At 42.3% G+C, this 24,796-nt stretch carries 22 protein-coding genes and 1 pseudogene; 16 read left to right on the top strand and 7 right to left on the bottom strand.

Annotation, left to right across the window (positions count from 1 at the left end; all coding sequences use genetic code 11):
- Positions 1-91: 91 nt before the first annotated feature.
- The 3 genes and pseudogenes from V7K67_RS09420 to V7K67_RS09410 all read right to left on the bottom strand — a co-directional run.
- A pseudogene (locus V7K67_RS09420) lies at positions 92-310 on the bottom strand (phosphate-starvation-inducible PsiE family protein); the annotation flags it as partial.
- A gap of 283 nt (positions 311-593) precedes the next feature.
- Entirely contained in the window at positions 594-2,834 is a 2,241-nt protein-coding gene (locus tag V7K67_RS09415) for a molybdopterin oxidoreductase family protein (RefSeq protein WP_335166247.1), read from the bottom strand.
- Positions 2,835-3,292: 458 nt separating this feature from the next.
- Positions 3,293-4,795: a NarK family nitrate/nitrite MFS transporter gene (locus tag V7K67_RS09410; RefSeq protein WP_335166245.1), complete on the bottom strand. Its 1,503-nt coding sequence runs from the start codon at positions 4,793-4,795 to the stop codon at positions 3,293-3,295.
- 37 nt (positions 4,796-4,832) lie between these two features.
- Between V7K67_RS09410 and V7K67_RS09405 the strand changes: the two genes are divergently transcribed.
- Positions 4,833-5,009, top strand: a complete 177-nt coding sequence (locus V7K67_RS09405) for a hypothetical protein (protein WP_335166220.1) — start codon at positions 4,833-4,835, stop codon at positions 5,007-5,009.
- Positions 5,010-5,026: 17 nt separating this feature from the next.
- Here the strand turns inward: V7K67_RS09405 and V7K67_RS09400 are convergent, their stop codons facing one another.
- Positions 5,027-6,631, bottom strand: a complete 1,605-nt coding sequence (locus V7K67_RS09400) for a ferredoxin--nitrite reductase (RefSeq protein ID WP_334731309.1) — start codon at positions 6,629-6,631, stop codon at positions 5,027-5,029.
- Positions 6,632-6,777: 146 nt separating this feature from the next.
- A complete protein-coding gene (locus V7K67_RS09395; RefSeq protein ID WP_334731310.1) occupies positions 6,778-6,903 on the bottom strand; it encodes a hypothetical protein in 126 nt (41 codons plus the stop codon).
- Positions 6,904-7,045: 142 nt separating this feature from the next.
- On the opposite strand from V7K67_RS09395, the gene V7K67_RS09390 reads away from it, so the two are divergent.
- The 4 genes from V7K67_RS09390 (at position 7,046) to V7K67_RS09375 (ending at position 11,597) form a co-directional block, all read left to right on the top strand.
- Positions 7,046-7,459 (top strand): QcrA and Rieske domain-containing protein, encoded by a 414-nt coding sequence (locus V7K67_RS09390; RefSeq protein ID WP_334731311.1) that lies wholly within the window; start codon positions 7,046-7,048, stop codon positions 7,457-7,459.
- A 158-nt stretch (positions 7,460-7,617) separates the two neighbouring features.
- Positions 7,618-8,919, top strand: a complete 1,302-nt coding sequence (locus V7K67_RS09385) for a HEAT repeat domain-containing protein (RefSeq protein WP_335166249.1) — start codon at positions 7,618-7,620, stop codon at positions 8,917-8,919.
- A 692-nt stretch (positions 8,920-9,611) separates the two neighbouring features.
- Positions 9,612-10,439, top strand: coding sequence for a WGxxGxxG-CTERM domain-containing protein (locus tag V7K67_RS09380; RefSeq protein WP_335166217.1), 828 nt, complete (start codon positions 9,612-9,614; stop codon positions 10,437-10,439).
- 180 nt (positions 10,440-10,619) lie between these two features.
- Entirely contained in the window at positions 10,620-11,597 is a 978-nt protein-coding gene (locus V7K67_RS09375; protein ID WP_334731313.1) for a LysR family transcriptional regulator, read from the top strand.
- On the opposite strand, the gene V7K67_RS09370 is transcribed toward V7K67_RS09375, so the two are convergent.
- Positions 11,565-12,314 (bottom strand): eCIS core domain-containing protein, encoded by a 750-nt coding sequence (locus V7K67_RS09370; RefSeq protein WP_335166215.1) that lies wholly within the window; start codon positions 12,312-12,314, stop codon positions 11,565-11,567. The genes V7K67_RS09375 and V7K67_RS09370 overlap by 33 nt on opposite strands.
- 432 nt (positions 12,315-12,746) lie before the next feature.
- On the opposite strand from V7K67_RS09370, the gene V7K67_RS09365 reads away from it, so the two are divergent.
- Genes V7K67_RS09365 through V7K67_RS09355 form a run of 3 tightly spaced genes read left to right on the top strand, consistent with a single transcriptional unit; the run spans position 12,747 to position 13,691 of the window.
- Positions 12,747-13,163, top strand: coding sequence for a XisH family protein (locus V7K67_RS09365; protein WP_335166213.1), 417 nt, complete (start codon positions 12,747-12,749; stop codon positions 13,161-13,163).
- Positions 13,151-13,486: a XisI protein gene (locus tag V7K67_RS09360; protein ID WP_335166211.1), complete on the top strand. Its 336-nt coding sequence runs from the start codon at positions 13,151-13,153 to the stop codon at positions 13,484-13,486. The genes V7K67_RS09365 and V7K67_RS09360 overlap by 13 nt, the downstream gene beginning before the upstream one ends.
- Complete coding sequence (locus V7K67_RS09355) at positions 13,473-13,691, top strand: hypothetical protein (RefSeq protein ID WP_334731316.1); 219 nt, start codon at positions 13,473-13,475, stop codon at positions 13,689-13,691. Before V7K67_RS09360 ends, V7K67_RS09355 begins: the two co-directional genes overlap by 14 nt.
- Here the strand turns inward: V7K67_RS09355 and V7K67_RS09350 are convergent.
- Positions 13,610-14,869: a hypothetical protein gene (locus tag V7K67_RS09350; RefSeq protein ID WP_334731317.1), complete on the bottom strand. Its 1,260-nt coding sequence runs from the start codon at positions 14,867-14,869 to the stop codon at positions 13,610-13,612. The two genes, V7K67_RS09355 and V7K67_RS09350, sit on opposite strands and share 82 nt — an antisense overlap.
- A 193-nt stretch (positions 14,870-15,062) precedes the next feature.
- Here V7K67_RS09350 and V7K67_RS09345 point away from each other — a divergent pair, with 193 nt between their 5' ends.
- From V7K67_RS09345 to V7K67_RS09310, 8 genes are all read left to right on the top strand, one after another.
- Positions 15,063-15,302, top strand: coding sequence for a hypothetical protein (locus V7K67_RS09345; RefSeq protein WP_334731318.1), 240 nt, complete (start codon positions 15,063-15,065; stop codon positions 15,300-15,302).
- Positions 15,302-15,826 (top strand): phage tail protein, encoded by a 525-nt coding sequence (locus V7K67_RS09340; RefSeq protein ID WP_179065051.1) that lies wholly within the window; start codon positions 15,302-15,304, stop codon positions 15,824-15,826. Before V7K67_RS09345 ends, V7K67_RS09340 begins: the two co-directional genes overlap by 1 nt.
- Positions 15,827-15,849: 23 nt before the next feature.
- On the top strand, positions 15,850-18,945 hold the full coding sequence (locus tag V7K67_RS09335) for a hypothetical protein (RefSeq protein ID WP_335166209.1): 3,096 nt from the start codon (positions 15,850-15,852) through the stop codon (positions 18,943-18,945).
- 38 nt (positions 18,946-18,983) lie between these two features.
- On the top strand, positions 18,984-19,538 hold the full coding sequence (locus tag V7K67_RS09330) for a CIS tube protein (RefSeq protein ID WP_334731320.1): 555 nt from the start codon (positions 18,984-18,986) through the stop codon (positions 19,536-19,538).
- 55 nt (positions 19,539-19,593) lie between these two features.
- Entirely contained in the window at positions 19,594-21,324 is a 1,731-nt protein-coding gene (locus V7K67_RS09325) for a VgrG-related protein (protein WP_334731321.1), read from the top strand.
- Positions 21,325-21,441: 117 nt separating this feature from the next.
- The gene (locus V7K67_RS09320; RefSeq protein ID WP_334708926.1) at positions 21,442-21,939 is read left to right on the top strand and encodes a PAAR domain-containing protein; all 498 of its coding nucleotides are present in this window, start codon (positions 21,442-21,444) and stop codon (positions 21,937-21,939) included.
- A gap of 171 nt (positions 21,940-22,110) precedes the next feature.
- The gene (locus V7K67_RS09315; RefSeq protein WP_334708934.1) at positions 22,111-22,524 is read left to right on the top strand and encodes a GPW/gp25 family protein; all 414 of its coding nucleotides are present in this window, start codon (positions 22,111-22,113) and stop codon (positions 22,522-22,524) included.
- The gene (locus V7K67_RS09310) at positions 22,521-24,716 is read left to right on the top strand and encodes a putative baseplate assembly protein (RefSeq protein WP_335166206.1); all 2,196 of its coding nucleotides are present in this window, start codon (positions 22,521-22,523) and stop codon (positions 24,714-24,716) included. Before V7K67_RS09315 ends, V7K67_RS09310 begins: the two co-directional genes overlap by 4 nt.
- The last annotated feature ends 80 nt before the right edge of the window (positions 24,717-24,796 follow it).

The raw sequence follows: 24,796 nt of genomic DNA, 5'->3' as shown, positions 1-24,796 counted from the left end.
TGGCTGATGAGGCTGATTTTCTTCATGCCCTCTAATCTACCATCTCTCTGTACTTATTTTTCCTGGTAGCCTAATTTCCACCGTGAACGGTTACACCAAAAACCTTATATAGGGTTGTGTTAAACTTCCCATAAGGTATTGTAAATAATTCTTTAAAAATAAAGATTCCTAAATCTGTAATCGCTACCAAAATTACAATTACCATGAAAATAGATAAAGTTTTAGAAACTAGAACTTCTATATTTTCGATGATATGCATAAAGTTCTCATCTTTGGTAACTCCTAAAAATCGCCTCACTAGCTTTTTCATCTGCTGCACCCGATTCTAAAATAAAATCCCATAGATAAATCTAGAGGACTAAAAAAGATTACTTGCTGATACTTTGTAAGTTTTCTATCTATTTTTTTATTCTTTATCCATATCTAAAAGTAAAACTTCTAGTTTATAGAGATTGTACTTCCTTAGATATAGTAATTGGTAACAGTCAAAATTAGAGAGTCATAAAAAATGATAATAACTATTGACTATTGATTATTGACGAAATTACCTATTGCTGGTTATAAAATACCATTTTCGGGCTACACTTTGCAGCTTACCATTGTGAAGACTGGAGTTGATGATTCTTGATTGGAACTTCCACCGAAATTGGTATTAGCTGTACCGCACAGGCTTTTAATTCTGGTTGCAGTGAATCGGGGCACGCTTCTGAATGAGTGAGGGCGTTAGCTTCGGCATTGTCTGCCCACAGCGAACCCCAATGCATAGGGACAAAAACTGTACCAGGTGCGATCGCTTTTGTCACTTTAGCAGGAAACTTCGCTTTACCGCGACGCGATCGCACTTCCACACACTGATTATCTACAATACCTAACTTAGCAGCATCACGGGGATGAATTTCAATAAACGGTTCGGGATGCATTTTGCAAATTTTTTCAACTCGACCGGTGCGTGTCTGCGTATGCCAGTGTCCGTAAAGTCGTCCATTAGTTAGCACAAACGGATAATCTGGATCTGGTGGTTCTGCCAATCCCTTTGAGTAATATGCCCCAAATCGAGCGCGTCCATCAGGGGTGTGGAAACGGAGATTGGTGTAAAGGCGTTTGGAGTTAGGAGTTAGGAGTGAGGAGTTAGGAGTTGAAGATTCTAATTCATAACTCCTAACTCTTAACTCATAACTTTTTTCTGGATGAGGCCATTGCGTCGGGCCTTCTGCTTGTAATTGCGCGTGACTGATACCTGTCATATCGCAGGGGCGATTTTTAGTTAGTTTGACAAACTCAGCGTAAACTTCCGCAGAGTTAGTAAAGGCAAATTCTTTCTCAAAACCTAATCTACGTCCAACTTCGGCAAAAATTTCCCAATCTGCTTTAGCTTCTCTTGGCGGTTGGCGAAATCCTGAACACAGAGTTACCATCCGTTCGGAATTTGTCATCACGCCAGTTTTTTCACCCCACTGGGCTGCTGGTAGCAAAACATGAGCGTAAGCAGAGGTTTCTGTGGGATAATAGGCATCTTGGTAGATAGTGAAAGGCGATCGCAACAACGCCTTTTTAGTTCGTTCTAAATCTGGCATACTCACCGCTGGATTAGTAGCCGCAATCCACAGTAACTCAACAGCGCCATTTTCTAAGCCAGTAATCATGTCCCAAGCAGTCAAACCAGGATTGGGCGAAATTTGTCCTGGCTTGAGTCCCCAAAACTCCTCAACTTCTGCGCGGTGCTGAGGATTTATTACCGCCCGATAACCTGGTAATAAATTTGCCAAACCTCCGGCTTCTCGTCCTCCCATCGCGTTCGGCTGACCAGTGAGGGAGAAAGGGCCAGCCCCAGGTTTGCCAACTTGTCCAGTCATCAGGTGTAGGTTAATAATTGTTCTGACTTTAGCCGTCCCTTCTGATGATTGATTCACACCCATTGACCACAAAGATAGTACCCGCTCAGATTTACCCCAGTAGCGCGCTGCTGTTTCTAAATCTTCAATGCTGATTCCACATTGACGAGCCACTACTTCGGGCGGATAGTCGCGAATTACTTCAGCATAAGCCGGAAAGTTGATGGTACATTCGTCCATGAACATCGTATCAATGTAGTTCCAGCGCATCAACAAGTGGGCGATGCCGTTCAATAAGTCGATATCTGTACCGGGACGAATAGCTAAATGCAAATCAGCGGCTTCTGCGGTTGGTGTGCGACGGGGATCAACCACAATCATTTTGACTTTGCGGTTCTTTTTGTGATATTTTTCCAGGCGGTTGAAAACAATGGGGTGACATTCGGCTGTATTGGTACCAATTAAAAATGCACAGTCGGTTAACTCCAAGTCTTCGTAACAGCATGGGGGCCCATCTGAACCAAAGCTTTGAATGTAGCCAGCCACAGCACTAGACATACATAAACGAGAATTGGCATCAAAATTATTAGTACCCAGACAGCCTTTCATGAGTTTCTGGGCTGTGTAGTAATCCTCAGTTTGAAACTGACCGGAACCGTACATACATAAGGCTTCTGGCCCTTGGGTGAAGCGGATAGTTTGAATACGTTTGGTGATGAGATTAAAAGCTTCATCCCAGCTAACGCGCCGAAACTCTTGATCTAAGGAGTCTCGCACCATTGGGTAATGTAATCTATTTTTATCTAGAGATTCTGCGATCGTTGCACCTTTGACGCAAACCATTCCCTGACTGGACGGATGGGCTTTATCGCCGCGCACGCGCCAAGTTGGATTTCCTTGGTTATCTCGATTAGTGGCTTTACCAAGTTTGGCTGGGGGTGAAACTTCTAAACCGCAGCCAACACCACAGTAGGGACAGAGGGTTTTGGTAAATTCACTCATGGTAGTTGTACTTGTTATTTTGATTTCTGCAACCTCAGATGTGGCGACTGTTTGAGGATTTGTGTGTTACGCAAAAACTCTTTGAAAATCTTATTTCTTTGCGTCCTTCTCTGACGAGACGCTGCGCGAATGTGCCCTTTGCGGTTCGTTTTTTCATAAATTTTCATGGAAATTATTTTTTTACGAACCGCAGATAGAGCATTCCCAATTTTGTAATTTACTATTATTCTGCTTGAAGATAAGAAGAAGAGAATGAGTAAACGAACCGCAAAGAACGCATTCGCGCAGCGTCTCGTCAGAGAAGAGCGCAAAGTTAAGAGAGTTCCAAAGGGTTTTTGCATCAATATAGAGAGAATGAAGAGGGATTTTTATGAATTAAGATTGCTAGAGAAGAATGAAGTGTAAATTTACATAATTCAGATTTAATAGTTAATTTTACTACTTCATCCTTCATCTGTTTATTCTTCAGTTAAGAAGATAGGGTTCTGAGTTGTGGTTTCTGGTAATTCACCTTCAGATGCAGCGGCAAAGGAACCTTTTGGTTCTTTGAGGAAGAAGGCACACATAAAGGCACAGATTAAAGCGGCTAAACCCATTGTGGAAAACAGTGTTGGAGCGTCGGTTAAGCTGAAAATTGTCAGGTAAACTACGCCGCCAAAATTACCGTAAGCTCCCACGTTACCGGCTATTTGTCCAGTGGCTTCTTTTTTAATTAGAGGTACTATGCTGTAGGTTGCACCGCAGCCAGCTTGGGCAAAGTAAGCGGCTAACATTGTAACTGCGATCGCTACCGGAATTGGCCAGCTACTACTAATAAAATGTGCCATCAAATAACTAACGCCAATGCCAGCGCTGATAATTGTCATTGTCCACTTCCGGGAGTTAAATTTATCAGAAATTAAACCACCACTGGGACGAGAAACTAAATTTAAGAACGGATAGCTAGCCGCAATCATTCCAGCGACAACATGCTCTAAGGCAAAGGTTTTTTCAAAAAATGCCGGCAGCATGGAAACGGCCGCCAATTCGCTACCAAAACTAGTTATGTAAGTGAATTCTAGTAAGGCAACTTGACCAAATTGGAAGCGTTCTGATGGAGCGTAAGTTTTTTTGCCAATTAGAAGTTCTCGGTTTACTTCCCAAGCTTTATAACTTTGGTAAGCAAATAATCCTGCTAACAGCAACCAAGTCAGATACATTTGGCTCAAAGTTAGGAAACGAATGTTCTTTTGTTCCAAACGCCAAGCTAATAAGCCCAAGGCGAAAATCAAACCAAAATTCGAGACAATCATCGCCCAGAAGCTTTTAATGCTGGTTACTTCCAGAGAACCATTTTTCTGAGGTTTCTTATAGACTTTACCTGCGGGCGTATCTTGGACGCTATTGTAATAAATTACCCCGTAGATGGCTGCAATAATCCCTGTAAGTGCGATCGCAAACCGCCAGTTAGAAGCACCACCAGCGAAAAAGCTCGTAGAAACTGCAAGTATCGGTAAGGCAAACTCTCCACCAAAAGCCCCAAAGTTGCCCCAACCGCCATAAATACCTTGGGCAATTCCCATCTCCTTCGGCTGGAACCATTCGGCCACCATGCGGATACCAACCACAAACCCAGATCCAACAATTCCCATTAGCAAACGACTGATGACTAGTTGATTAAAATCTTGTGCTAGCGCTGTTGCTAAACAAGGAACAACCGCAAACATCAGCAGGATTGAATAGGTGATTCTGGGGCCAAAACGATCCAGAAGCATCCCAATAATTAGTCGTGCGGGAATTGTGAGGGCGAGGTTACAGATGCCTAAAGTTTTAATTTGCTCTGGTGCTAAATGTAGTTCTCTACCAATGGTTGTAGCGAAAGGGGCAAAATTAAACCAACAAACGAAGGTCAGAAAAAAAGCAAACCAAGTCTGATGTAAGATGCGGTAGCGATCGTTGAATGAAAATAATTTTTTAAGCATTCCAATCTTTCTAATTTAAAGAGATGAGATGAGGGGGATGGGGGAGATGGGGGAGATGAGGGAGATGAGGGAGATGAGGGAGATGAGGGAGATGGGGAAGATGAGGGAGATGAGGGAGATGAGGGAGATGAGGGGGATGAGGGAGATGAGGGGGATGGGGGAGATGGGGGGGATGAGGGAGATGGGGGAGACAAGGAAAACAAGGGGAGAATAACCAATGCCCAATGCCCACTAACAGTTACTAACGACTAAGGCTTCTTGCTTGAGTTTTGCGCCAAACTTTTGGATGAGTAAGTCTTGCAATATTGGCTGCAAGTCTTCGCATGGTATGCCTTTGATGACGCAAGTTCCTAAATGGGCATCTTTGCCGACTTTGCCACCCATATATATGTCAACGCTTTCGAGAGTTTTGCCATTTTTGCGAGTTTTAGTTCCCATCAAGCCGATGTCTGCAACTTGGGGCTGTCCGCAGGAGTTGGGGCAACCTGTCCAGTGAATTCGCACTGGTTTGGTGAAGGTTAACTCTTCTTCTAAGGCTTTAATCATTGCCAAGGCACGGTTTTTGGTTTCGATGAGGGCAAAGTTGCAAAATTGTGCGCCTGTGCAAGATACTAGCGATCGTGCCAGCAAACCAGGGTTAAGTGAAAATCTTTCTAGCAACGTTTCTGTTAAAAATGTTGCTAAATTCGAGTCAGCAATGTTGGGAATAACAATGTTTTGCTCAACTGTAAAACGGATTTCGCCAGTGCCATAAACTTCTGCTAGACGAGCGATTTCAAACATACCTTCGGCATCCAGCCGACCAACAGGAATATGCAGGCCTATGTAATTTAATCCTGCTTGTTTTTGTTTATATATCCCGATGTGGTCGCGTTTTTCCCAGTCGATTTCGTCTTTAGACGCTGCGGATATTAATGATTTACCCAAACGGCTTTCTACTTCTGCTCGAAATTTATCTACACCCCATTCATCAATTAGCCACATCAGCCGAGATTTTTGCCGATTAGCACGTGGCCCATGATCGCGATAAACTTCCAAAATAGCTCTACATACAGCTACCACATCTTCTGGAGCCACCCAAGCATTTAGAGGAATCGCCGCCTCACAGCGTTTGGCTGAGAAAAACCCACCGACGAGGACGTTAAACCCGAATATTGGTGATTGGGAAAATTCTTGCCCAGTCCCCAGTCCCCAGTTCCCAGTCCCTTCCTTAAATGCTGGCACAAAAGCCAAATCGTTAATTTCAGCATGAACCGAATTGTCTCTTCCACCTGCGATCGCAATATTAAACTTCCGTGGTAAGTTGCTAAATTCTGGGTTCCCTTCCCCTTTGTTGGTGAGCATATCTTGAATTTGTTGTACCAACTCTCGTGTGTCGTACAACTCATCTGCATCCAACCCCGCCACAGGATCGCCTGTGATATTGCGGACGTTATCCATCCCTGACTGAATGGTGGTTAAACCAACTGCGTCAAATCTATTAAAAATATCTGGTAAATCTCCAATTCTGATTCCCCGTAATTGGATATTCTGCCTTGTAGTAATATCAGCGCAACCATCATCACCGTAACGCTGCACCACTTGGGCCAAAACCCGCATCTGACTGCTGGTAAGAATACCGTTAGGCATCCGCAATCGCATCATAAACTTACCTGGGGTAACTGGGCGAAAAAACACGCCTACCCATTTCAGTCGATGGTCACGATCTGTTTCATTCATTGCCTCCCAGCCCAAGGCGGCAAATTTCTCTATCTCACTCTTGATGGCGAGTCCATCTTTTTCTGCTTTTAATTTCTCGAACTTATTAAGGCTGGTGGTAGTTGCTGTGTCTGTCATGAAGCTGACTCTTGTTGCAAATTACTGGTATGCTGAGAATCTGTGCTGGTAATTTCCCAATAGCAATTAACCCGTAGTTAGATCGGGTGATGTATCTACGAAGGTTAGGGAATAAAAACTTAATACTTAATTACGGCTGATTATTTTTACTCAAGAGCATTCCAACGCGAAACTTCAAATCCGTGGTTAGTTAAGGAAAACTTGTCGCCATTTACATCTTGGGAATTTGTCAACAGGTTTAGATAATGTTTAGTAACAATTTCAATACTCATAACTTAAGGTGAGATTTTTGTTAAAATCGTATAAATTGCTACGTTTTTTGGATAAAATTGCCAAAAACGCATGATTTATATGTATTTTTTGCATCTAAGTCACCAATAAGCAATGTAGAACCTTTAAATTATTTCAGCAACTATGAAACGTCGTGATTTTATCAATTGGGTAGGTTTGGGTTTGATTGCGAGTTCTCTACCTGTAGCGATCGCAGCTTGTTCTTCTCAAACAACTCCAGCATCTAAAGATTGGCAAACAGTAGGTACATCGGCAGAATTAGATAAAACAGGTCAATTGCTGGCGAAAGACTCACCCGCCGGGCCTGTGCTGGTAGTGGGCACATCTAAAGCCGCAAAACTGACTGCTGTTAACCCTACGTGTACTCACGCAGGTTGCACTGTAGTATGGAAGGCTGATGCGAAAAAATTCGCTTGTCCCTGTCATGGTTCGGAATTTGGGGCTGACGGTAAAGTGCAAAAAGGCCCAGCAACAAACCCGCTGAAAACTTATGCTGCCAAAATTGAGGGTAATTCTGTTGTAGTCAAACCAAGCTAATGGAGGCAGGAGCCAGGAGACAAAATAGTTCCTCTTTTCCGTTAGTGATACCGGGGCGTTGAGCCAGTTCCCAGTCTTGAGTAAAAAAGTGAGATTCCCCACTCAGCACTCATAACTCAGCACTCTTAGGGGGCAGAAGATGATAATTAAAGCAGGATATTGTGAGTAATATCAAACAGCTTTTGGTGCAAGTCGAGGCAGCATATAATGCAGCTGATTGGTCATCATTAATTCAATATTTGCAACAGTTAATTTTAGGGACAGACTCGGAACATTTAGAGATAGTTAAAAACCGAGGATATCTTCTGAAATTAACACTTTCAATATTAGAGATGGGGGATTTTCAGCAACGCTGGGAAGTTACCAAAGTGTTGACTCATTTGGGAAATATTGCCATTTCACCACTCATTGAGATATTAGAAGATGAAGATGCAGAAGAAGAATTACGTTGGTATGCTGCAAGGACTTTGGGCGAATTTCAACACCCAGAAGCCATCGCGGCAATAGTTGAATTGTTGAAAACCGATGAGGATGAAGAACTTAAAGCGATCGCAGCTACAGCACTAGGGCAAATGGGTACTGTTGCTATTACTTCACTAACTGAACTTCTTTTAGATAAAAGTACACGATTGTTAGCTGTGCGATCGCTTTCATATATTCGCCAACCAGAAACCATCACACCGCTGTTGAGTGTAGTACAAGATCCACAAGCAGCAATCCGCACCGCCGTAATTGAAGCCCTGAGTAGTTTTCATGACGAACGTGTAGCACCAATCCTGTTGAACGCTTTAGATGATATAGCCGCCACAGTGAGGCGTGCAGCAGTGCTTGGTTTAGGTTTTCGCCCCGATTTACACCAAGCATTAGATTTAGTAACGAGACTGCAACCCAAACTTTACGACTTTAACCTTGAAGTTTGTTGTGCAGCCGCAACTTCCCTTTCTCGTATGGGTAGTGATGAGGCTGCCAAATGCTTATTTGATTTGCTGATTTCACCTCAGACACCAATAACGCTGCAATTAGAAACCATCCGCGCTTTAAGCTGGGTGGAGACATTATCGAGTTTGGAATATTTGCAAACAGCACTGAATCAAAGTACATCAGAAACATTGTGGCAAGAAATTGCCACAGTTTTGGGACGAGTCCAAAAGCCGCAGTTAACTACACCAGCCGCAGGAATCTTACTGCAAGTGCTGCGATCACAGCATCCAGCCACAGAGATAGCCAACATCAAAAGTGCGATCGCCTTATCTTTAGGACAGTTAGGCGAAATGCAGGCAATTGAACCATTGATTTCGCTGTTAGGCGATTCTAATGCATCGGTGAGACTACATGCGATCGCAGCACTAAAAAATCTGGATAGTGAAGCCACACATCAACAATTGCAGCAGTTAGCAAATAATGACGCAACCACGCCAGATTTAAAACAAGGAATAGCGATCGCTTTAGCCGAATGGTAAATTTTAGGACTTACACATTAGACATCTCCAGAAATTAAATATGCGTTATCCAGAATCCTTGTAGAGACGTAGCACTGCTACGTCTCTACATTCATTTTCACCAGATGTCTATTAGACATCTAAGAATTGGCGTAGGGACAATACCCTGGGGGAAGCCGCTCCGCGTCTACATGAATTTTCCCTACAAAGGGTTTCAGGTAATGCCTATTTAATTTTCACCAGATGTTTATTGACAAGAAATTAAAAATATATATTCCTTAAGTCTAAAGTAAGACACACCTGGAGTATGAAGTTATAAATTCTCAGGTGAAATAGGATTGTGAAGTATTCTTAATAGAGTCTCAACCACTGGCATCATCTGGATGCTTAAACTTTCTGGTTCATTTATATCCAAATAACTCAAACCTAATGTCAATAAAGTAATTAGATTTATTGAGGTTAAAATATTACTCAACTTAGCGATTGCTTGTACTGATTAAGGCAATACGGTTCAGTTGAGGGTTATTGATGTAGATAATTTGTCTAGAGAAGACGCGATTTACCGTGTCTCTGCTTTCCCAGAAGAAACTAGGCGAAATACTCCTCAATCTGTCTTGTAAAAATTTACCTAATTTAGCAGTGGATTGAGTAGGCAATATCGGTTTTGAAAATCAATCAACCACAAAAATCTAGAACATAAAAGGAACCTAAGCATGAAGCCTTTTGATTTATCTAAAGCTGTTTTAGCTACTGTCTTTGCCATCAGTTTCGCTTCTGTGTCCTTACCTCCTTCTGTTTCTGCACAAAGTGGGGGCGCCGGTAGCGGAGGCTCTAGTGCTGGTAGTGGTAGCGGAGGCTCTAGTGCTGGTAGTGGTACAGGCACTGGTACTGGTAGTGGTACAGGCACTGGTACTGGCACTACCTCAGGTAATAATGGTACTGGTACTGGAACTACAGGCACTGGTACTGGCACTACCTCAGGTAATAATGGTACTGGAACTACGGGCACTGGTACTGGCACTACCTCAGGTAATAATGGTACTGGTACTGGAACTACGGGCACTGGTACTGGCACTACCTCAGGTAATAATGGTACTGGTACTGGAACTACGGGCACTGGTACTGGCACTACCTCAGGTAATAATGGTACTGGTACTGGAACTACGGGCACTGGTACAGGTTCGGGCAGTGATAGTGGCACCACAGGCGGTGGAGGTAGTGGCACCACAGGCGGTGGCACTACAAGTACTGATAGCACAGGCGGTGGCACTACAAGTACTGATAGCACAGGCGGTGGCACTACAAGTACTGATAGCACAGGTGGTGGCACTACAAGTACTGATAGCACAGGCGGTGGCACTACAGATACTAACAGGAATACAGGTATCACAACTTCTCAAAGAACCAGCGATCGCGGTTTCGATTGGGGTTGGCTAGGTTTGCTTGGTCTAGCTGGTTTAGCAGGACTAGCTCGTAATCGTGAAAAAGTCCGGGCTTATAGCGATCCTGATGAAGTAACAACTTCTCGTTCTAGAAAATAGTATTCACCACACTCTAGGAGTGCGTAGCGGTCGTTTGTGCCCTCTGTGCCTCTTGCAAATCTGACGCGAGCGATCGCAGCCGTATACACAAGTTGTACGGCTATTTGCTTGAGGTTGTACAAAACCTTGGTTGATCAAACGTTATGATCAACCGATAAATGTAATTCAGGCTACATAACAATGCGCCTAGAGCAGTTGCAAGCCTTTTTAGCGATCGCCCAAACCGGCAGCTTTCAACAAGCAGCGCGAACATCTGGTGTTACCCAATCGACGATTAGTCGCCAAATCCAAGCATTAGAAGCAGATTTGGGGATAGAACTGTTTCACAGAAGCAGTCATGCCAAACTGACGCTAGGGGGTGAACGTTTGCTACCCCGCGTCCGCAAAATTTGCCAAGAGTGGCAGACTGCGACAGAAGAATTAGCTGATTTAATGGCCGGAAAGCAACCAGAACTTTGCATTGCCGTGATTCACTCCCTATGTGGATCTTACTTACCACCAGTGTTGCAAAAATTTTGTCATGATTATCCAGATGTGCAGTTGCGGGTGACTTCATTGGGAAGCGATCGCGCCCTGAAAGTCCTCAAAGATGGAATGGTAGATTTAGCAATTGTGATGAATAATCGCTTTTTAACCACCAGTAGAGAAATGGTGGTAGAAGTGCTTTATGATGAACCGATAGAAGTTTTAACCGCAGCCAATCATCCCCTGGCACAATATGAATTCATCCCTTGGTCGGAGCTAATTCGTTATCCCCAAGTGGTTTTTAAAGATGGCTATGGGATGCAGCGCTTAATACAAGATAGATTTGAGCGCATGGAAGCTACACTCCAATCGGCTTTGGAGGTAAATACCCTAGATGCCTTTCGGGGAGTTGTGCGCCAAGGAGAACTAATAGCTTTGCTACCTCAATCAGCATTACTGGAGGCACGTCTTGACCCTACCCTGGCGATTCGTTCCTTAGCCAGCAATCATACTAGTGGTTTAGCAGATGGTTCCAGTTTGACTCGTCGGGTAGTGATGGTGACAACTCAAGACCGTCTGCAAATTCCCCCCATCAAACACTTTTGGCAACTTGTGCTAGAAAATATACCACTACAAATTGACCAGGAGCGATCGCCTTTGTCACCTGCCATTTTGTTGGACAACGTGAGTTAACTCATGGGCAAGTAATTCCTTCCCTCCATGACTCTCTGGAGCATATTCTCCTTGACGGAAAAATATATCCTGCCCTGTGGTGAAAGCACGAGCCTGGATGGATTGGTTGAGTTGATCAGAGCGGCTATCTGTGTGGATTTTGACACCACTAAAGTCAGTCCCAAAAGATTGTTCCATTGGTTGCCGGATATCGTCTGAAAGTGGCTGTCCGCCTCCTCGTTCCTGTTGGATTGAAGTTTCCAAGTCAGATGTGGCTGCTACTCCACCACCCTGACGTTGCAGCGAAATATTGGTATCCGCCAGAGATTTCATTTGTAATTCTTCTTCTTCCTCTGGTAACGCTTCCCGTTGTAGCGAAATATTGGTATCCGCCAGAGATTTCATTTGTAACTCTTCTTCTTCCTCTGGTAACGCTTCTCGTTGCACAGACTGCTTACTTACAGACTCGCCCATCGTCTGCATTACCTGCTGTGCTACTCTATCAGCTTCCTGCTCGTAAACATCTCCTGGCTGGTTAACAGTGAGTTTTGTTTGGGGACGTAATGATATACGACTAATGTCATGCATTAGTGGTTTGTTGAAGGGTTGCACCGATGGAACTGCTTGGGACGAAGCACTAGGGGAATCTAAACCAAAACCACGCGTCGGTTGTTTGAGTGCAGGTATTGAGAAGGAAGCAGTGGTTGCTTTTTTGGGCTGACTTACGCGTTCTCTCATGTACTTCTCCTGATGCCCGATCAGTCGGTGGATAAATATCTATGCTAGTTGATATCTTTAATTAGAGTACAGCGATCGCACTTTTAATACAATTCATCGAAAGTCTAAATTTTCGGCAACCCTATTTTTAGAGTATCGAGCGATCGCACTTCAAGAGGTGTAGGGTGGGCAAATCTTGATAATTTGACAATTTCAAGTCCATTTACTCAACTTAAAAGAGATGCGATTGCTCACACGTTTTCGCACTCTACAAGATTGGCGATGCCTGCGGCGGGCTGCGCCTACGCATTTTATCAATAATCATACATGGGCGATGTCTACGACGGGCTTTGCCTAGGCAACACTATTCAGACAGTCGCTACAATCAAGGCGATACCTGCGGTGGGCTGCGCCTACGCACTAAAATGTTAAGTAAATCAGAAAACGTTAACAATGGCAGCTAAAGATAAATTTCATGCTGTAGTTAGAATTGCTTTAGAAAAGGAGCAGTGGAAGATAACCGATGATCCTCTGCGACTAGAAGTTGGCGGAACTAAGTTTGAAATAGATTTAGGTGCAGAGCAACTGTTAGCGGCAGAGCGGGGTGAAGAAAAAATTGCAGTTGAAATTAAAACGTTCCTGAGTGATTCACCATTAACAGATTATCATGCTGCGTTAGGACAGTTTTTGAATTATCGGCTTGCCTTAGAAATCAGCGATCCAAATCGCATTCTCTATTTGGCAGTGCCCATAGGTGTTTATGGAGCTTTTTTCAAGCGGGAATTTGCCCAAATATCTGTAGAGAGATATCAGATTAAACAAATTATTTATGACCCAATTCAAGAGGTAATTGTACAATGGATATCCTAGAGTCTAATCGCCATATCATTCAGTCGTTGTTGACGACTTATGCTGCTATCCCAATAGCGAATGGTCAGATTGATTGTTACACTGTTTTTGATACAAAACAAGACCATTACATGGTTATGAATGTGGGATGGGATGGTCATCGGCGAGTCTATGGTTGTGTTTTACATTTGGATATTAAACAGGGAAAAATTTCGATTGAGCAGAATATGACGGAAATGAGAGTGGCTCAAGAACTTGTAGAGCGAGGGATTCCAAAAGATGATATTGTTTTAGGATTTCAATCTCCTGAAATGCGGGAATATACGGGTTATGGAGTTTTTTAACGACAACATCGCGATCGCACTTCACACTCTACAAGATCAGGCGATCGCACTTTGTAATACAATTCATCGAAAGTCTAAATTTTCGGCAACCCCATTTTTAGAGTATCGGGCGATCGCACGTATTCAAGTTGAAGCTTCAGCAGGCGCATTATCTATCAGCCATGCCTCACCTGCTTTTTCACTGCTGCTATATCCCGTTGTATAGCCCCAAGGTGCTGCCGATACGCCCATAGCAATTAAGATACTTGGCACCAGCTTTTCATCTAATTCAGCAACCTGGAATTCGTTCTTTAGTTTCTCCAAGATAAATTGTCGTGGATATTCTGGCATCATACTTAAGGCATCCCGACTCTTCTTCATTTCTTTCCAAATCTGATTGAAAGCAAACTTTTGACCAAGCTCCTTCCATTGCTCTTTACGTTTTCCATACTCTGCCTGAGCAGCAACCAATCTTGTTTTGAGATCCTCTTCGCTTATTCCGCCCTTATTGTCTTTATTTTGTTGCATGAAGGCTAAAGTGCCAAGATCAAGAGAAGGATAGGTAACTTCTGCAAAATTGCTAACTTTTAAAGACCAATTATCCTTCGTGTAAATATGGTCAACACTACCTGAGGCTGTTAGATCTAGCCATGCAATATAGTTGCTTCCTTTTTTTAACCGCAAAACTAAATCAGGACGGGTTCCACCCACCGTTACCTGTGTATCCACTGAATACTCTCCAGAGATTTTGGGGTGAAACTCCGAGTTTGAATCACTCACCAACGATTCGATCACATATCCAAAGGCTGCTGCCATCAACTTCGGGCGCTTTTGCGATAAATGTTCATTCCACTTTTGAACCCAAAGTTTGGTATAACCGTTCAATTCCCCATAAGCTCCTAAACTAGGTACGGTGATTGCATAGTTATATGCCTTTTGAACAGTTTCATTATAGGCTGTGAAGAAAGCCTTAGATGCCTCGGCGCTTGTTGGATCTGATTTGTTATAGGTAGCATTTTCAATGTCTCGCTGGATTATAGGTTCTCTTTTTTCGCTACCTATCATTAACATCGGCGATCGCTGCACCATCGGCTTCATCTGTAATTCTTCCTTATCCTCTGGCGCTTGTTGTCGTTGTATGTCCAGAGATTTCATCTGCTGTGCTACGCTATCGGCTTCCTGTTCATAAATGTCTCCAGGCTGGCTAATTGAGAGTTTTGCTTGGGTATGAAGTGGTATGCGACTGATATCGTGAGTCAGTGGTTTATGGAGTGGTTGTATTTTTGGAACCGCTTGGCGTGAAATTGCCGACGACTCCAAAGCAAAACCGTGCGTCGGGTGTTTCAGGGATGGAATTGAGAAGCCTGTAGTAGTTTTTTTCTCTCGGCTGACATGTTCTCTCATTTTCTTTTCCTGGTTGCCCAAGCAGTAGCTAATTGAATATTTTGCTGTTACTCACAATTTAGAGTACTGCGATCGCATTTCCAACACAATTCCTCAAAAATCTAAATCCAGGAAAAAACTAAGTTCGACTTTTGGCTACTTTTGATTCTGATGCAGTACCTTTAGCCTTGATTCTAGGAGAGTTTTTTTATTTATGGACTCAAATCAGCAACAGAGTTTTTTCACATTCGATGGAGACGTTGGCGGTACTGCTGGCTATGCAGGGGTTTCAGCGGCATCTGATGCTAGCAAGGCGGCGAATGCTGCGGGTAAATACCTCAATGACTCGCGGCTCTTGAACCAACTTACAGAACACGTGTATAAACTGCTGCTAGAAGACTTGCGATCGCAGCGCGAAAGGGTAGGTAATTATGATTCTCAAAGGTGGTTGTGATGGCTACAGGCGCTAATAACGGCAACATTACTCATGAATTAAATTATGTCACTACTAATCGTTTCTACGTTGAGATAGACAGTTCTATTGCTGCCTCTTTCGCCGAATGTTCAGGATTAAGTATTCAAATTAAGAAAAATGTTTTTCAAGAAGGTGGTGTCAACGATCAGCAAAGAATCTATTTAGGTCATACAGAATTTACAGACATCACTCTTAAACGTGGAGTTACCGATCATCCAGGTTTTTGGAACTGGATGAATGCAGTTTTTGATGAACAAAAGAAAACATCTCGACGTAATGTCAATATTTTGATTTTCAATCAAGCCGGTGAAACAATGATGAGTTGGACTTTAATTGGTGCTATCCCTATAACCTGGAAAACACCGACACTTCAAGCAGATGGTAAAGCCGTTGCCATTGAAGAATTAACTTTAGCTTATGAAGGTTTACAAGTTGCCAGAGCTACAGGAGGAGGTAGTTCTGTACAACGAAATCAAAAAACCGGATATTTCGTTTCTAGTTAATTGGCTATTTTTCAACTATAACTATGCAAATTATTCAACCTACACTAGGAAACAATATTCATCCCCTGGGGATTAGATCGTCTTTATCTAATTCTCACAGAATGTTATTGAGAAAAGAGTCTCGTTCTCTACATTCACGAAGTAATTTTATCAGTTCCATCCAAAATCAACCACCATTAGTCACATCCTCAAAGTTTTTCTTATCTCGTGAACATGAGCCATCGATACAACCATTGATAGGTTGGGATAGTTGGGATACTCAGGATATAAATAATGAGTTTCCATTACTTGAGTTTGATTCTGCTGATTTCATAAATTCACTAGAAAATAGTAATATTAACAGTAGCGAACCAGTAAAAGCTAGTATTCCAGAGATAATACCAACTCGCATTGAAAACAATACGAGTAATGATACGTCATCAGAAATCAATATTAGTGCTAAAAGTAAATCTAAATCAAAAAAAACAAGTAAATCTCAACAGCCCCCAGAAAAAAAGTCAGCCACTAAATCTAAGACTAAAAAATCGGTTAAATCATCTGCGACTAAGTTTATTGACAAAAGCAACATTCCTATTAATTCAAATGAAAATAGCTTATTAGCATCAGAGAAGCCTCTGCTTGTTGAGACTAACTTAGAACTCCCAACTTTACAACTTGATATTGCTTCAGATAATAATATTAGAAATGATGATGATTCAATTGATATTGTAACGCCTAGTATAAGTACACCAAGTTTATCTAACGTTAAAGATAAATTGACTTTATCCAATAATATTACTAACGACGAACTGCAAGTAAATCCTGAATTAGCATCTAATTTACCTAGTGGAGAATCGTCTGAGATAGAAAGTATTTTACAATTACAACAAGAAAATAAATTAGATGATAATGCAAGTGATTTAGCAGAATTTTCACTTGTAGAATTTCCTTTCTATCAAAATGTAGATCAAACTTTTGTCCCCCATAGTTTCTTGGGTAATGATGAACAGCAGATAATCCCGGAAGCATTAGAATTAGTTAATATTTCAGATATTCCAGTCAGCCCAACGCTACCACAACAGGATATTGAAACAGATCAACTTCCTTCCATAATTGATAATCAAACCATCGCTTATTCAACAAATTTAATACATAAAAATGAGGTGTTGCCAACCTTTATATCTCCATCGTCAGAAGAAAAATCATCATATATAAATAGAAATAGTGATTTTGAGGCAATTACAGACATTGAAGCAGACTTAATATTAGAAAATAATCCAAATAATTTTGTCACAGATAATTTTGTGGCTGATAATTCTCTAGAAAATCCAGCTTTATCATCAACATTGACATCACCTGATGTTAATGACACACTTCATGTTTTTGCGAATGATGAAAATATAGTAGTGGCGCACAGCTATACACCACTACAAGATATTGCTGTACCTAGTTCTCAGTCTTCAGTTGCAAAAAGCCCGATTGCAATAGAAGAAGAGATTGTCTCTAGTTTTACGAGTCAGTCTCCAGCCAGTATACCTATTCAGTTAACACCAACTTCAGCCGATATTGAAGACACACCCAGTTTATTCCCAAACTCTGATAATCATGAACAGTTAGTAACTTTAGAGTCACAATCTGTAATAGCAGATAATCTTTTAGATGTCTCAACAAATGTAACTTCACTGCAACATGGCAGCAGTATTGAGAATACTATCAACGAGTCTACAGAAAGTTATCCCATCTTAGCGCTACCTGAGATTGTTGAAGCACCAACAGTTACCGCCATATCGCCTGAGATTGTTGAATCACCAGCAATTACCGCCACATCGCCTGAGATTGGTGAATCACCAGCAATTACCGCCACATCGCCTGAGATTGGTGAAACACCAACAGTTACCGCCACATCACCTGAGATTGTTGAATCACCAGCAGTTACCGCCACGTCGCCTGAGATTGTTGAAACTGTGATGTCTCACGAGGACGTTAACACACCAACAATTCCCGCCACATTACCTGAAATCGTTACAACTGAGAGTATTTTCAGGAAAACTATTGACAATGAACAACCAATAGAATTAGAACTTCCCTTTGCGGTAACAAATCCTGAGATATCAACAAAGGTTGATATTTCAGATAATCCAGATAATCCAGATATCTCAGAAGAAGCAACTTCCGCACAAAATGAGGTAACTATACCATCTGAAGTTGAGCAAAACGCGACTATTAAAAATTTGCCCGCACCTAAAGGTTATGCTACTGGTGGTCAAGTAACAGACTCCCACATTGAAAATCGTCAGCAAATAGCTCCCTCGGATACAATACCAGCAATGCTTACACCTGGGGAGTTTGTGATTAATACTAGAGATGCACAGAAGAATTTACCTCTACTACATCACATCAACACTGGTGGAACACCACAAGATATTATCCTTCCAAGTTTACAGACATCCAATCCCACAGAACCAGAAGAAACAACTTCTCCAGAGACTCCGACTAAAGTCGATTCTTTTCCAGACACTTCATTACAGCTAAAAAGCACAGAGACTTACTCACCTCAGATATCCAATTCTTTAATTCCTTCTTTTTTGGGGTTGAATATTAGTAAACAGAAGCTTTCAATTCTCAATTCTCCACAGCTTAATCCTCTTCAAAACGAAACAATTGATGTGGATGAACCTTCACCTCAATACTCCTCACCTCCCCTAGTTTTCCGAAAAGCAAATCCCAGCACTAATACACCTTCCCAATGGTCAAACACACCTTCTCAATGGTCAAGTGTGGAAGATTTACTAAATGGAAATAATGATGAATTCACTAACTTTAACTTTAGTGATGTGGAATCTAATAGCCAAAATTATGATTTTTCTCATGTTTCAGAATCGCCACACGTTTTTGCTAAACACCTTCCTACACCTAGAGGCTTTGCTGATGGTGGAGAAGTGACTCCACCCGACATATCTAGAGAAATACAACCGATAACTGAGACAATAGAGAATACATCTTTAGCTTCTCAAGAAGATGATAAAGATGATACGGCTAATCTGGAAGCTCTAGCCCGTGAAATTTATCACAGATTACGACAACGGATAGAAATTGAGCGAGAACGTCATGGCGGTTACTCTGGTCGATTACCTTGGTAAATTTCTATTCAATAATTAATTTTTGGAGAACTATTCAAATGGCAAGTCCCGCAATTATTGTTGTTCAAAAGCGCCAACCGCAACTTGAGAAAGCCAAACTTGTAGCTTATAACAGTGAAGCACCAGATATTGAATTAATGTTTAATCCTACAGATATTAGTTTTGCTCGAACTGTGAAGTGGGAAAGTAAGCAAGGTAATAGAGGAACTACTCTACTTCCAAAAGTAAACTTTTCTGGTGTTGAGCCTTATAAGTTTACACTTAAACAATTATTATATGATACTTATGAAACGAAAGAGTCGGTGATGAAAAAGTATATTGATAATATTAAGAAAGGTGTAGAAACTATCAATAGATCAACTGATAAACGCCCACCTGTTTATATATTTACATGGGGAAATGAGTATTTTTATTGTGTAATTACAAGTTTAACTTACTCTTTAAATATGTTTCTGAGTGATGGTACACCAGTCAGGGCGCTGGTAGATATAGCCTTGCAAGAAGTAGATAAAAATAATCTTCCTGGAGGACGTGAATCTGATTCTAAAGGTGCAAGTCGCAAACAAAATCCTAAGCTGGGAAAAAGCACTTAAATTTTAGAATTGTTGGAATATTTCAAAGAGATTAATATTAAATGGATTACTACTTATGCCTAAAAAAAGTCTTTATTTAAGCGAACCGACAATCCAGATAGATGGAAAACCCGCTTCGCCTGAATTAATGAAGGATTTGTTACAAATAACAATCGAAGAAAGCCTTCATTTGCCAGCCATGTTTACGCTAGTAATACATAATAGCTATATTCCTACATCTGATCGACCAGAAAATAAGGCTTGGCGACATGAGCCGTTGTTTAAAATTGGCAAAAAAGTAAAGTTAGGTTTTACTTCGAGTACTACTCTAGATAATAATTTTCAGGATGAGGTAGAAAAAACTCTAATTGAAGGCGAAATTACCGCGATGGAAGTTCACTTCAATGAAAAATCTGAAGCTGATATCATTGTTCGTGGTTATGATATTTCTCATCGTCTTCACAGAGGCCGTTATAATCGTTCTTTTTTGAATGAAACTGATAGTGATATAGTCAAAAAAATAGTTCAAGAAGTAGGCATAAGACCTGGCGATATCGATTCAACAGGCGAAGTTAATAAGTATGTTTTCCAAGAAAACCAAACTAATATGGAGTTTCTGCGGGAAAGGGCAGCCCGTAACGGTTTTGAACTATTTATTACAGAGGACAAGCTCAACTTTTGCAAACCAAAAATTCAGGAATCTCTAGCATTAGAATGGCTAGATGATATTAGTAAATTTAGTACCCGCGTCACCAGTGCTGAACAGGTGAGTTCTGTGGAAGTACGAGCCTGGGACTATGCTCAGAAAAAATTGATTAGCCAAACAGCTAATAAAGAAAAGCAAGTAACTGAGACAGGTAATCAGCTAGGAAGTAATACCAGTACTGCATTTTCTAATCTTAAGTCTCCCAAAATGATTGTTGTAGATAAGCCTGTCGCCAGTCAAAAGCAAGCAAAAGCTATGGCTCAGGCTTTATGTGATGAATTGGGAGGAGAATTTGTTTATGCAGATGCGAAAGCAGCAGGGAATCCTGATATTCGTCCTGGACGAGTTGTTAAGCTTCAGGGTATGGGCGATCGCTATAGTGGTAAGTATTATGTTACAGAAACCCGCCATTTCTTCAGTCAGCGCGTTTATGAAACTGATTTCAGCGTGCGGGGGCTACGTTCTGGTAACTTATTCACAACTCTATCCCCACAAAAACGTCTACAGCCATCTGAGACTCTATTAGTGGGAATTGTGACTGATAACAAAGACCCACAGTCATGGGGTAGGGTGAAGGTAAAGTTTCCCACTCTCACAGAAGACCATACAAGTGACTGGGCAAGAGTTGTAGCTATGGGAGCAGGCCCAAATCGAGGTTTCGACTGTTTACCAGAGGTAAACGATGAAGTTTTGGTAGGTTTTGAGCATGGCGATATCCACCGTCCCTACGTCATTGGCGGGGTATGGAATGGTCAGGATGCACCACCAGAAAAGGTGGATGACTCAGTTACAAGTGGTGTGAGATTACGCACCATTAAGACTCGTGTAGGTCATGTTCTACAGTTTGTTGAAGAAGATAAAGGAAGTAGTAAAAAAGGTATTCGTGTTGAAACCACAGGTGGTCACAAAATATATCTCAATGATAGCGATCGCTGTATAGAGATTGAAACCACAGGTGGTCATAAAATCAAAATGGACGATATGGCTAAATCTGTTTCAGTGAAATCAACAGGTAATATGTCATTAGATGCTGCTGGCAATATAGATATTTCAGCCAATGGCGTGATTACAGTGAAAGGTGCGATGATTCGCCTTAATTAATTTTCTATGTTTTTTCTCAGCGCTCTCTGTGCCTCTGTGGTTTAAAAGTAATTTATCTAACCACAGAGACGCAGAGAACACAGAGGCAAGAGATTAAAGATACTATAGGAGGTTGTCATGGGTAAACCAGCAGCAAGAATTACCGACAATGTGGCGCACCCTTTACCCCCAGTATTGACAGGAGGGCCGGGTAGTCCCAATGTTTTGATTGGGTCTTTACCTGCGTGGCGGGGTGTGCTTGCAGCAGCAGTACCAGCTTTGCAGTCCGCCAAAACCGCTTCTGATACAGCTATCCAAGCGGCTGAGGCTGCCACTCTAGCGGCGGCTGGCACACCAGGGGCACCTGCTGCCTTAGCTACCGAACAAACTACCAAGGCAACATCAGCAGCTACTATGGGTAGTGCAATCGCTGCTGCTGCCGCTGGTGCTGATATTCATAATTGCGCCACACCTTTACCCATACCTCCCCACGGCCCTGGGGTTGTAATTGACGGTAGTCAGACTGTGCTGATTAATAATCTACCTGCCTCTCGGATGGGTGACACTGTTTTAGAAGCATTAGGGCCACCGAATAAAATTATCAAAGGTGATTTTACTGTTTTGATTGGCGGCTGATTGGAGATGAGGGAGATGGGGGAGATGAGGGAAAGTAGGAACTAGATTCATCCACCTTGGAACCTTAAAATCCTACCTGCCTCTTCATCTTCGACCTTTGGCGAATAGGCTTAAACCCTTTGTGCCGATATCTTTAAAGATATCCATGTAACAGCTGTCTAAGTGCCAGATATGGTTTATGGTCGCGATCGAGCCTATTTGGGAACAGGTTGGGCTTATCCACTGCATTTAAGTGTGCAAGGTGGGATACAACTTAGCCGTGAAGATCAAAAAGTTAAAGAATCTATTTGGATTATTCTCCGCACGGGAGTAGGTGAGCGGGTTTATCGACCTACCTTTGGTTCGCGCTTGTCGGAACTGGCGTTTGCATCTTTGAATAGCGATACTCTACTGCGAATCCGTCTTTATGTTTTGGAAGCTTTAGAAGTTTGGGAACCACGCATTACTATCGATGAAGTTGTCACCGATCCTGACCCTATGCGTGGCAGAGTGGACATCATCATCAATTACCGACTTAAAGACGGCCCCGATATTTATAGTTTTGTTTATCCTTATTATTTGGTGTCAGCTGGGGAGGAATCGTGAACTTTGACTTTTTACCGAAATTACCTTCTTCCAATTTAGACGATCGCGCCTTCGATGATTTGGTGGAAGAATGTATTATGCGTATTCCTCGCTACTGTCCAGAATGGACTGACCACAATCTCAGCGACCCAGGAATTACGCTAATTGAGTTATTTGCTTGGTTAACTGACCAAATGTTGCTCAGATTTAACCAAGTACCCCGAAAAAATTATGTCGCTTTCCTAGAATTACTGGGTATTCGTCTCCAGCCTCCCGCCCCAGCCCGCACGGAATTAACTTTTTATTTAAGCGCTGCACTACCTGAAGCCTACACGATTCCCACCGGATTGGAAGCCTCAACTATCCGCACTGAGACTACAGAAGCGATTACCTTTAGTACAGATGCTCCTCTAATTATCGGCAAACCCCGCATCCAACATTTCTTAACTGCCCAAACTACCGAAGATATTCCCCAATCTCTGCGCGAAAGAGTCACAACTTCCTGGACTCGTCAATCTAACGGTTACTGGACAGGTAATGAACAACCGATTTTTGAAGAGGAACCCCAGCCTGGTAACTGCTTTTATTTAGCAATTAATTCTGACGAGCCTTTAGACGCTAATGTTTTAGAAATTATTTTCCAAGGAGCTGCGGCTACCCCTGCTGGGATTAACCCCAATCAACCACCCCGGAGGTGGGAAGCCTGGGATGGGGAAAATTGGCAACCCGTTTTATTGCAAGAGTCAGATGATAAAACTCGCGGCTTCAGTTTTTATGAAATCGCTCAACAGGGTGGAAACCCTTCTCAAGGTGCAGAGGTACGTTTGCATCTACCTCAAATTTGGCCTGTGGCTAATTTTACCTCTTACCGAGGTCGCTGGTTGCGCTGTAGCTTTGTTTCCACAGAAGCCAATGAAACTGGTTACAATCGTCCACCAAGGATTATTGGTTTAGCAGTGAGTTCAATTGGCGGTACTGTTAGGGCTAGCCACAGTACGTTGATTCAAGATGAGCGATTGGGAATTAGTGATGGTACACCCGGTCAGAGTTTCCAATTACAAACAGCACCAATTTTAGAACGCCGAGAAAATGAGTATATTTTAGTTGCTCCTGCTGGTGGTTTGCCTCAAAAGTGGACTGAGGTAAGAGATTTTGCTGATTCTGGGCCACATAACTTTCATTACACCATCGATTCGATCACTGGTACAATCCAATTTGGGCCGCTGATTCGAGAACCTAGCCAACTGAAACAGCAAACCCAGGTGCGATCGCGAATTCAGCAACCATCACTAGATGACACATCTGTACAAGTTCTTGATAATAACCAATCTGAACACCAATATGGGGCGATTCCTCCCCGTGGCTCAGAAATTAGAATGGTTACTTATCGTACAGGCGGTGGTAGAGAAGGCAATGTTCAAGCTGGAGCAATTCAGTTTTTGAAGTCTGCGTATCCATATATTGCTAGTGTGGTCAATCGTATACCAGCAATCAATGGGGCGGATGCCGAATCACTGGAACAGGCTGTAATTAAGGCTCCCCGCATCCTCCGCACGCGCGATCGCGCTGTCACTGCTGAAGATTTTGAAGTTTTAACTCAACAGGCTGCCGCTGGTGCGATCGCTCGCGTCCGTTGTTTGCCAGCAAATTCCCGTAGGCAAGCTGGTATAGTTAGTTTGTTGGTAGTTCCATTCGCAAACACAGATGCGATCGCTCAAGGCAATGGCATGACACCAGAAGAGTTTGCCCTTAGTAATGCCCTGCAAGAGCAAATTTTGAGCTACTTAGATGAAAGACGCTTATTAGGGGTACAAATAGAATTACAAGAGCCGAATTACGTAGGTGTTTCTGTACAGACAGAAGTTGCTTTAGAGCCAGCATACAACAATACTTTTGCCAGCGAGGAAGTTCGCCGGAATTTAAGGCGATCGCTATATAAATATCTAAATCCCTTAACTGGAGGAATTGACGGCAAAGGTTGGCCATTTGGACGACCAGTTTATACATCAGATATTGTGGTATTACTGCAACAAACCCCAGGTGTGCGTCATTTAGGCCCCGTTCTGCTGTTTCCCATCCGCAAGCAAGGAGAAGTTTGGCGACGACAACCGTCACCAGAACAATTGATTGACCCAGGATCGGAAGGTTTGATATGTTCTTGGTCTGATACAAATCTGCGTTCAAATCACGACATCCAAATAATTCGTAATTAGTCATTAGTCATTAGTCATTAGTCATTAGTCATTAGTCATTCGTCAGTAGTTATTCTCCTCCCAATCCCCAATCCCCAATC

The organism is Nostoc sp., assembly GCF_036917155.1.
In the GTDB taxonomy this organism is placed as follows: domain Bacteria; phylum Cyanobacteriota; class Cyanobacteriia; order Cyanobacteriales; family Nostocaceae; genus Nostoc.
This window is presented reverse-complemented; position numbering and strand designations above follow the sequence as displayed.

Excerpts from the sequence above, each read along its gene's own strand:
- V7K67_RS09415 (WP_335166247.1), bottom strand. The coding sequence starts at position 2,834 with ATGAGTGAATTTACCAAAACCCTCTGTCCCTACTGTGGTGTTGGCTGC.
- V7K67_RS09410 (WP_335166245.1), bottom strand. The coding sequence starts at position 4,795 with ATGCTTAAAAAATTATTTTCATTCAACGATCGCTACCGCATCTTACAT.
- V7K67_RS09405 (WP_335166220.1), top strand. The coding sequence starts at position 4,833 with ATGGGGGAGATGGGGGAGATGAGGGAGATGAGGGAGATGAGGGAGATG.
- V7K67_RS09400 (WP_334731309.1), bottom strand. The coding sequence starts at position 6,631 with ATGACAGACACAGCAACTACCACCAGCCTTAATAAGTTCGAGAAATTA.
- V7K67_RS09395 (WP_334731310.1), bottom strand. The coding sequence starts at position 6,903 with ATGAGTATTGAAATTGTTACTAAACATTATCTAAACCTGTTGACAAAT.
- V7K67_RS09390 (WP_334731311.1), top strand. The coding sequence starts at position 7,046 with ATGAAACGTCGTGATTTTATCAATTGGGTAGGTTTGGGTTTGATTGCG.
- V7K67_RS09380 (WP_335166217.1), top strand. The coding sequence starts at position 9,612 with ATGAAGCCTTTTGATTTATCTAAAGCTGTTTTAGCTACTGTCTTTGCC.
- V7K67_RS09375 (WP_334731313.1), top strand. The coding sequence starts at position 10,620 with ATGCGCCTAGAGCAGTTGCAAGCCTTTTTAGCGATCGCCCAAACCGGC.
- V7K67_RS09370 (WP_335166215.1), bottom strand. The coding sequence starts at position 12,314 with ATGAGAGAACGCGTAAGTCAGCCCAAAAAAGCAACCACTGCTTCCTTC.
- V7K67_RS09365 (WP_335166213.1), top strand. The coding sequence starts at position 12,747 with ATGGCAGCTAAAGATAAATTTCATGCTGTAGTTAGAATTGCTTTAGAA.
- V7K67_RS09360 (WP_335166211.1), top strand. The coding sequence starts at position 13,151 with ATGGATATCCTAGAGTCTAATCGCCATATCATTCAGTCGTTGTTGACG.
- V7K67_RS09355 (WP_334731316.1), top strand. The coding sequence starts at position 13,473 with ATGGAGTTTTTTAACGACAACATCGCGATCGCACTTCACACTCTACAA.
- V7K67_RS09350 (WP_334731317.1), bottom strand. The coding sequence starts at position 14,869 with ATGAGAGAACATGTCAGCCGAGAGAAAAAAACTACTACAGGCTTCTCA.
- V7K67_RS09345 (WP_334731318.1), top strand. The coding sequence starts at position 15,063 with ATGGACTCAAATCAGCAACAGAGTTTTTTCACATTCGATGGAGACGTT.
- V7K67_RS09340 (WP_179065051.1), top strand. The coding sequence starts at position 15,302 with ATGGCTACAGGCGCTAATAACGGCAACATTACTCATGAATTAAATTAT.
- V7K67_RS09335 (WP_335166209.1), top strand. The coding sequence starts at position 15,850 with ATGCAAATTATTCAACCTACACTAGGAAACAATATTCATCCCCTGGGG.
- V7K67_RS09330 (WP_334731320.1), top strand. The coding sequence starts at position 18,984 with ATGGCAAGTCCCGCAATTATTGTTGTTCAAAAGCGCCAACCGCAACTT.
- V7K67_RS09325 (WP_334731321.1), top strand. The coding sequence starts at position 19,594 with ATGCCTAAAAAAAGTCTTTATTTAAGCGAACCGACAATCCAGATAGAT.
- V7K67_RS09320 (WP_334708926.1), top strand. The coding sequence starts at position 21,442 with ATGGGTAAACCAGCAGCAAGAATTACCGACAATGTGGCGCACCCTTTA.
- V7K67_RS09315 (WP_334708934.1), top strand. The coding sequence starts at position 22,111 with ATGGTTTATGGTCGCGATCGAGCCTATTTGGGAACAGGTTGGGCTTAT.